Origin of the sequence: Streptomyces sp. B1866 (genome assembly GCF_031932565.1) — a bacterium.
Taxonomy (GTDB): Bacteria; Actinomycetota; Actinomycetes; order Streptomycetales; family Streptomycetaceae; genus Streptomyces.
The window spans coordinates 1-7,334 of the sequence record NZ_JAVSCF010000300.1 but is presented as its reverse complement, the minus strand read 5'-3'; the positions used below and the strand labels follow the sequence as shown (position 1 = coordinate 7,334).

Below are 7,334 nucleotides of genomic sequence, written 5' to 3'. Positions count from 1 at the left end.
GGCGCGCCGCCCGCGCCGGGCGCGCTGATGCCGGTGCCGGGCCGCGCGGGCGACGGCCCGCCGGGTGTGCTGGGCGGCTGGGCGCTGATGGCGGCGGGCCTGGTGCTGGCCGGGCCCGGCCTGACCCACCTGTGCGGCAGGCTGCTGGCGGCGTGGCGGCCCGGGGTGCTGCGGCTGCTGGCCGGCCGGGGGCTGCAAAGGGAGGCGCGCCGGATCGGGCGGCCGGTGGGCGTGCTGTGCGCGGCGGCCTGCGGAGCGTACGTGACCTGGGACCTGTACGGGCCGGGCGCCGGGCCGGCCGGGGAGCGCGTGACCGGGCCGCTCACCGGGCTCGGCGCGGCCCTGGTGGTGCTGTGCGCCGTGTGCTCGCTGCTGACGGCGGCCGCGGAGGCCAGGGCCGCGCGCGAGCGCACCACGGCCGCGCTGCTGCGGCTGGGCGCCCCGGCGCGGCTGCTGCGCGGCGCCGTGGCGCTGCGCGCGGCGGCGCTGGTGACCGTGCTGGCCCCGCTGACCTGGGCCGTGGCCGAGCTGACCACCCTGCCGCTGACACCGTGACGCCCGGCTGGTGACGCGGCAGGTGACGCGCGGCCGGTGACGGGGGCGCGGGGCCTCACGGCCGTACGGCCGTGAGCCCGCCGGGTGCGGTCACGGGGCCCGGCGGCGGCCCGTCCCGCCGGGTGCCGTCCCGCCGGGTGCGGGGGCGGTCAGCGCTGGGCGGCGGCCAGCTGCCCGCAGGCGCCCTCGATCTCCCTGCCCCGGGTGTCCCGCACGGTCACCGGCACGCCCCGCGCCTGGAGGGCGGCGACGAACGCCTGCTCGTCCTCGGGCCGGGACGCGGTCCACTTCGACCCGGGCGTCGGGTTGAGCGGGATGAGGTTGACGTGCGCGCCGCGGCCCTTCAGCAGCCGGCCGAGGAGGTCGGCGCGCCACGCCTGGTCGTTGACGTCCCGGATGAGGGCGTATTCCACGGAGACGCGGCGGCCGGACCGCTCGGCGTAGTGCCATGCCGCGTCCAGCACCTCGCGGACCGGCCAGCGGGTGTTGACCGGGACGAGGGTGTCGCGCAGCTCGTCGTCGGGCGCGTGCAGCGACACCGCCAGGCGGCAGGTGAAGCCCTCGTCGGCGAACCGGCGCACGGCGGGCACCAGGCCGACGGTGGAGACGGTGATGCCGCGCTGGGACAGGCCCAGGCCGTCGGGCTCGGGGTCGGTGAGCCGGCGGATGGCGCCGACGACGCGGCCGTAGTTGGCCAGCGGCTCGCCCATGCCCATGAAGACCACGTTGGACAGCCGGGCCGGGCCGGCCGCGTCCCGCGGGCCGCGGGCCGGGCCGGCGACCTCGCCGTCGCGCAGCGCCCGCATCGCGTCCACGACCTGGTGCACGATCTCGGCCGTGGACAGGTTGCGCTCCAGACCGGCCTGGCCGGTGGCGCAGAACGGGCAGTTCATGCCGCAGCCCGCCTGGGAGCTGACGCACAGGGTGGCCCGGTCGGGGTAGCGCATGAGGACCGACTCCACGAGCGTGCCGTCGCCGAGCCGCCAGAGGGTCTTGCGGGTCGTGCCGCCGTCGCACGCGATGTGCCGCACCACGCTCATCAGGTCGGGCAGCAGCTCGGCCGCCAGCCTGCCGCGCACGGCCGCGGGGATGTCGGTCCACTCGGCGGGGTCGTGGGCGTACCGGGCGAAGTAGTGGCGGGAGACCTGCCCGGCACGGAACGGCTTCTCGCCGAGGGCGGCGACGGCCTCCCTGCGCTGGGCGGGGGTGAGGTCNGGCGACGGCCTCCCTGCGCTGGGCGGGGGTGAGGTCGGCGAGGTGCCGCGGGGGGCGCTTGGCTCCGCGCGGCTCGGCAAAGGTGAGTTCTCCGGGCTTCGGCATGGTCGTACCAGTGTCGCAGACCCGCGGCGCGGGGCCCGCCGCCTGTGGACAACGGGCTCCGCGCCTGGTCAGGGGCGTGGTGACCGGGCTGGGAGCGAGGGCGTCAGCCCGACCCGACGAAGATCACCAGCAGCAGCCACGCCACGGGTGCCGTGGGCAGCAGGGAGTCGAGGCGGTCCATGATGCCGCCGTGGCCCGGCAGCAGTCTGCCCATGTCCTTGATGCCGAGGTCCCGCTTGATCATGGACTCGCCCAGGTCGCCGAGGGTCGCGCTGACGGCGACGGCCATGCCCAGCAGCAGGCCCTGCCACCAGGTGCCGCCGTCGATCAGGTACTCCAGGCACAAAGCGCCCGCGGCCATGGCGAACAGCACGGCGCCCGCCAGTCCCGCGCGGGTCTTGCCGGGGCTGATGCGGGGCGCGAGGCGGGTCTTGCCGAAGCGCCAGCCGACCGCGTACGCGCCGGTGTCGCTGACCACGGTCAGCAGCAGGAAGGTGAGCACCCGCCAGGGACCGTCGTCCTCGGCGGCGAGCATGAGCGCCACGAAGGTGGCCAGGAACGGCACGTAGAAGGCCGCGAACACGCCCGCGGTGACGTCCCGCAGGTAGTTCTCGGGCGGTGCGGCCATCCGCCAGACGAGCACCGCCAGGGCGGTCAGCGACATGGCCACCCAGGCGCCCTGCGCGCCGCGCAGGTAACCGGAGATGACCACGGCCACGCCGCCGACCGCGAGCGGGATCAGCGGGGCGTGGATCTCCTTGCGCTCGGCGAGCCGGGAGGTCAGCTCCCACAGGCCGACGACCACGGCCGCGGCCACCACGCCGAGGAACGCCGGCTTGTAGATGAACAGCGAGGCCAGGACGACCACGCCGAGGCCGACGCCGACCCCTATCGCGGCGGGCAGGTTGCGTCCCGCGCTCTTCTTCGCCCGCTTGGCGGCGCGGGGCCCCGGGCCCGCGTGCCCGTTCACGCCGGTCTCCGGGCCGGGCGGGTCCGAGGGCCGGTGGTGCCCCGGGCCGGACGCCGGGCGGCCGGACGCCCGCTGCGGCTCGTCACGGACCGGGGGGCCGCTCGGCCGAGCGGCCCCCCGGTCCGGTTCGTGCGGGTCTGGGCCGGTGTGGGGCACGGTGGGCATGGGGCGAGTCTGCGCCGCCTCGGCCAGCTCATGCGCGGGACCCGCCGAAGGCGCGGGCACCTCCCCGCGAAGCGAGGGGGGATGTCCCACGCCGGTCCGCTCCCAGTACGCGGCACCCGACGGGACCCCCCGTGATGAGTCGTTCATCAGACCTCAAGCAGCTCGGATTCCTTGTGCTTGAGCAGCTCGTCCACCTGTGCGACGTACTTCGCGGTGGTGTCGTCGAGCTCCTTCTCGGCGCGGCGGCCCTCGTCCTCGCCGACCTCGCCGTCCTTGACGAGCTTGTCGATGCTCTCCTTGGCCTTGCGCCGGACGCTGCGGATGGAGATGCGCGCGTCCTCGCCCTTGGCCTTGGCGACCTTGATGTAGTCCCGGCGGCGCTCCTCGGTGAGCTGCGGGAACACCACCCGGATGATGTTGCCGTCGTTGCTCGGGTTGACGCCCAGGTCCGAGTCGCGGATGGCCTGCTCGATGTTGCGCAGGGCCGACTTGTCGAACGGGGTCACCACGGCCATGCGCGGCTCCGGGACCGAGAAGGACGCCAGCTGGTTGATCGGGGTCGGCGCCCCGTAGTAGTCCGCCACGATCTTGTTGAACATCGCCGGGTGCGCACGCCCGGTGCGGATCGCGGCGAAATCCTCCTTGGCGACCACAACGGCTTTCTCCATCTTCTCCTCGGCTTCGAGGAGGATTTCTTCGATCACCACTTGCTCCTGGTCTTCATCGTCAGCAGAGCCTCGCCCCTGCGTGCGTCTTCTCCTGCACGGTCCTGGAACCGGCAGGCCCTTGTCCATCCCCCGCAAAATGCCGCATACCCGGTAAGGCCCCGGGCGATCGGGCCGTCAGGCCCGGGTGCCCTGGTCGCTCACGAGCGTGCCGATCTTCTCACCCCTCACGGCACGGGCGATGTTGCCCTCGGCGAGCAGTTCGAAGACGAGGATCGGCAGTTTGTTGTCCCGGCACAGCGTGATCGCGGTGGCGTCCGCGACCTTCAGGTCCCGGGTGATGACCTCGCCGTACTCCAGGGCGTCGAACCGTACCGCGTCGGGATTCTTCGCCGGGTCGGAGTCGTAGACCCCGTCCACTCCGTTCTTGCCCATCAGCAGCGCTTCCGCGTCGATCTCCAGGGCGCGCTGGGCGGCGGTGGTGTCGGTGGAGAAGTACGGCATGCCCATGCCCGCGCCGAAGATCACCACGCGGCCCTTCTCCAGGTGGCGGACGGCGCGCAGCGGAATGTAGGGCTCCGCGACCTGGCCCATGGTGATGGCGGTCTGGACACGGGAGTCGATGCCCTCCTTCTCCAGGAAGTCCTGGAGGGCGAGGCAGTTCATCACCGTGCCGAGCATGCCCATGTAGTCGGAACGTGCCCGGTCCATGCCGCGCTGCTGGAGCTCGGCGCCGCGGAAGAAGTTGCCGCCGCCGATCACCACGGCGATCTGCGCCCCGCCCCGTACGACCGCGGCGACCTCGCGGGCGATGGCGTGCACGACGTCCGGATCGACACCGAGTCCCCCGCCTCCGGCGAACGCCTCACCGGAGAGCTTCAGCAGGAAACGGCGGCGTCTGCTGCCGCCGGCGCTCGTGTGGTCGGCGGCCCGGGTGGCGTCCGCATCCTGATTCATGTCGGAGATCTCCTCGTGCACATACGAAGAAGGCCACTGCCGGACGGGCCCGTGTTCGACCTCTCGCGGCAATGGCCTCCTCGTCACATCCGCGGCCGGCCGGCTGGACGGCTGGCCGCTACGACCCTATCGGGTCGCGGTGGTGCGCCGCCCACCGCTCAGACGCCGACGCGGAACCGGGCGAAGTTCTGGAGCGAGACACCGGCCTCGTCCAGGACCTTCTGCACGGTCTTCTTGTTGTCCTTGGCGAACGGCTGGTCGACCAGGACGTTCTCCTTGAAGAAGCCGGTGACGCGGCCCTCGACGATCCGCGGCAGGGCGCCCTCGGGCTTGCCCTCCTCGCGCGCGGTGGCCTCGGCGACCCGCCGCTCGTTCTCCACCGTCTCGGCGGGGACCTCGTCGCGGGTGCGGAACTTCGGCGCGAAGGCCGCGATGTGCTGCGCCACGTCCTTGGCGACCTGGGCGTCCGCCGAGTCCAGCTCGACCAGGACGCCGACCTGCGGCGGCAGGTCCGGGCTGGTGCGGTGCATGTACGCCGCGACGTACCCGCCGGAGAACTGCGCGTAGCGGTCCAGGACGATCTTCTCGCCGAGCGTCGCGTTCGCCTCGTCCACGAACGCCTGGACGGTCTTGCCCGACTCGATCTCCGAGCCGAGCAGCGTGGCCAGGTCGGCCGGGGAGGTCCGGGCGACGTGCTGGGCGATCTCGTTGGCGACGGCCTGGAACTTCTCGCCCTTGGCGACGAAGTCGGTCTCGCACTTCAGCTCGACCAGTACACCGGAGGAGTTGTCGTCGGCGATGACCGAGACGACCGCGCCGTTCTCCGCGCTGCGGCCCTCGCGCTTGGCCACGCCCTTCTGGCCCTTGACGCGCAGGATCTCCACGGCCTTGTCCACGCTGCCCTCGGCCTCTTCCAGGGCCTTCTTGCAGTCCATCATGCCGGCGCCGGTGAGCTCACGGAGCTTCTTGACGTCAGCGGCGGTGAAGTTCGCCATGATCTGTGATTCTCTTCCCGAAAGTCGAAAGATCTACGGGCCGACGGCGGGGGCGGCAGTCCGGGCGCCGTCCCCCGCCGTCGTACACCGTCTGGGTGGTCAGGCCGACTCGGCGTCCGTGGCCGCGGCCTCGGTCTCGGCCGGCTTGTCCGCCTCGGCGGACTCCTCGGCCTTCTTGTCGCCCTCCAGCAGGTCGCGCTCCCACTCGGCCAGCGGCTCGCCGGCCGCCTTGTCGCCCTTCTCATCGCCGGTGGCGACGCCGGAGCGGGCGATCAGGCCCTCGGCGACGGCGTCGGCGATCACACGGGTGAGCAGGGTGACGGAGCGGATCGCGTCGTCGTTGCCCGGGATCTTGTAGTCGACCTCGTCCGGGTCGCAGTTGGTGTCGAGGATCGCGACGACCGGGATGCGGAGCTTGCGCGCCTCACCGACGGCGATGTGCTCCTTCTTGGTGTCCACGATCCACACCGCGCTCGGCACCTTCTGCATCTCGCGGATGCCGCCGAGGGTCTTCTCCAGCTTGGCCTTCTCACGGGAGAGGACCAGCAGCTCCTTCTTGGTGAGGCCGGAGGCCGCCACGTCCTCGAAGTCGATCTGCTCCAGCTCCTTCAGGCGCTGGAGGCGCTTGTAGACGGTGGAGAAGTTGGTGAGCATGCCACCCAGCCAGCGCTGGTTGACGTACGGCATGCCGACGCGGGCCGCCTGCTCGGCGATGGCCTCCTGCGCCTGCTTCTTGGTGCCGACGAACATGATGGAGCCGCCGTGGGCGACGGTCTCCTTGACGAACTCGTAGGCGCGGTCGATGTACGACAGCGACTGGAGCAGGTCGATGATGTAGATGCCGTTGCGCTCGGTGAAGATGAAACGCTTCATCTTCGGGTTCCACCGGCGGGTCTGGTGCCCGAAGTGGACGCCGCTCTCCAGCAGCTCCCGCATCGTGACGACGGCCATGGCCGTACTCCTTGTGAGGTTCTCGGTTCCCGCGGTGGCCGGGCGGCCGCCGCGCCTGACGCCCCGGCGCGCCCGCCACGGGCGGGGACCTTGCGAGGAGGACCTGCCCGAGGACCGAGGAACGCGGCCGCCGTGCCGTCCGGTCACGGACCGGGGCGTCGGAGGCGGGGCGTGCGAAGTCGACCCGGTCACCCGGGCCGCCACCAGCAGTGTACGGGACCGGCGGGGCCGCGGGTGATGACGTTGTCCACAACCGGTGAGTAGTCCACAGAACCCGGCCAAGATCCCCATGCCGCCGGATTCCAGGCCACGGTGGTCCGTATGCGACGACGAACCCTTCTCCGACGGCGGACGCGGTTACGGCCCCGGCCGCGCGGGCGGTCCCGGCCGCCGTGCCCGCACCCGCGCCGGTGGCACCCGGCCCGGTCCCGTACGCGCTGCCGCTCCAGTCGGTGGTGGTGCTGCCGGTGGCGGTGCTGCCGGTGCCGGGAGCACCCGGACCGGGAGCGCCCGGACCGGGAGCATCCGCGCCGGGAGCATCCGCGCCGGGAGCATCGGTACCGGGAGCATCCGTGCCGGGAGCATCGCTACCGGGAGTGGGCCCGCGGGGGCCGGGCCTGCCGGCCCGTGGCGGCGCCGGCGGTGGCGGCGGTGCTCGCGGCCGCGCTCTGGGGCACGTGCGCCGGTGACGTCGTGGAGCGCGCGACGGCCGCGGGGGCTCGCGCAGGCGAGGCAGGGCGGCCGGTGGCGCGGACC

General features: G+C 73.0%; 5 protein-coding genes and 2 pseudogenes. 1 reads left to right on the top strand and 6 read right to left on the bottom strand.

Annotation, left to right across the window (positions count from 1 at the left end; translation table 11 throughout):
- Nucleotides 1-555: pseudogene (locus RKE29_RS26385) on the top strand (hypothetical protein); the annotation flags it as partial.
- Between the two features lie 149 nt (nt 556-704).
- On the opposite strand, the pseudogene rlmN reads toward RKE29_RS26385, so the two are convergent.
- The 6 genes and pseudogenes from rlmN to rpsB form a co-directional block, all read right to left on the bottom strand.
- Nucleotides 705-1,875: pseudogene (gene rlmN / locus RKE29_RS26380) on the bottom strand (23S rRNA (adenine(2503)-C(2))-methyltransferase RlmN).
- 103 nt (nt 1,876-1,978) lie between these two features.
- On the bottom strand, nt 1,979-3,157 hold the full coding sequence (locus RKE29_RS26375; RefSeq protein WP_312008162.1) for a phosphatidate cytidylyltransferase: 1,179 nt from the start codon (nt 3,155-3,157) through the stop codon (nt 1,979-1,981).
- The gene (frr, locus tag RKE29_RS26370; protein ID WP_312008160.1) at nt 3,157-3,714 is read right to left on the bottom strand and encodes a ribosome recycling factor; all 558 of its coding nucleotides are present in this window, start codon (nt 3,712-3,714) and stop codon (nt 3,157-3,159) included. Before frr ends, RKE29_RS26375 begins: the two co-directional genes overlap by 1 nt.
- A 138-nt stretch (nt 3,715-3,852) precedes the next feature.
- Nucleotides 3,853-4,632: a UMP kinase gene (gene pyrH / locus RKE29_RS26365; protein WP_312008159.1), complete on the bottom strand. Its 780-nt coding sequence runs from the start codon at nt 4,630-4,632 to the stop codon at nt 3,853-3,855.
- Between the two features lie 158 nt (nt 4,633-4,790).
- Nucleotides 4,791-5,627 carry a translation elongation factor Ts gene (gene tsf / locus RKE29_RS26360; RefSeq protein ID WP_312008158.1) on the bottom strand — a complete coding sequence of 279 codons (837 nt, stop codon included), beginning with the start codon at nt 5,625-5,627 and terminating at the stop codon, nt 4,791-4,793.
- Between the two features lie 99 nt (nt 5,628-5,726).
- On the bottom strand, nt 5,727-6,578 hold the full coding sequence (gene rpsB / locus RKE29_RS26355) for a 30S ribosomal protein S2 (RefSeq protein WP_312008157.1): 852 nt from the start codon (nt 6,576-6,578) through the stop codon (nt 5,727-5,729).
- Between the last annotated feature and the right edge of the window lie 756 nt (nt 6,579-7,334).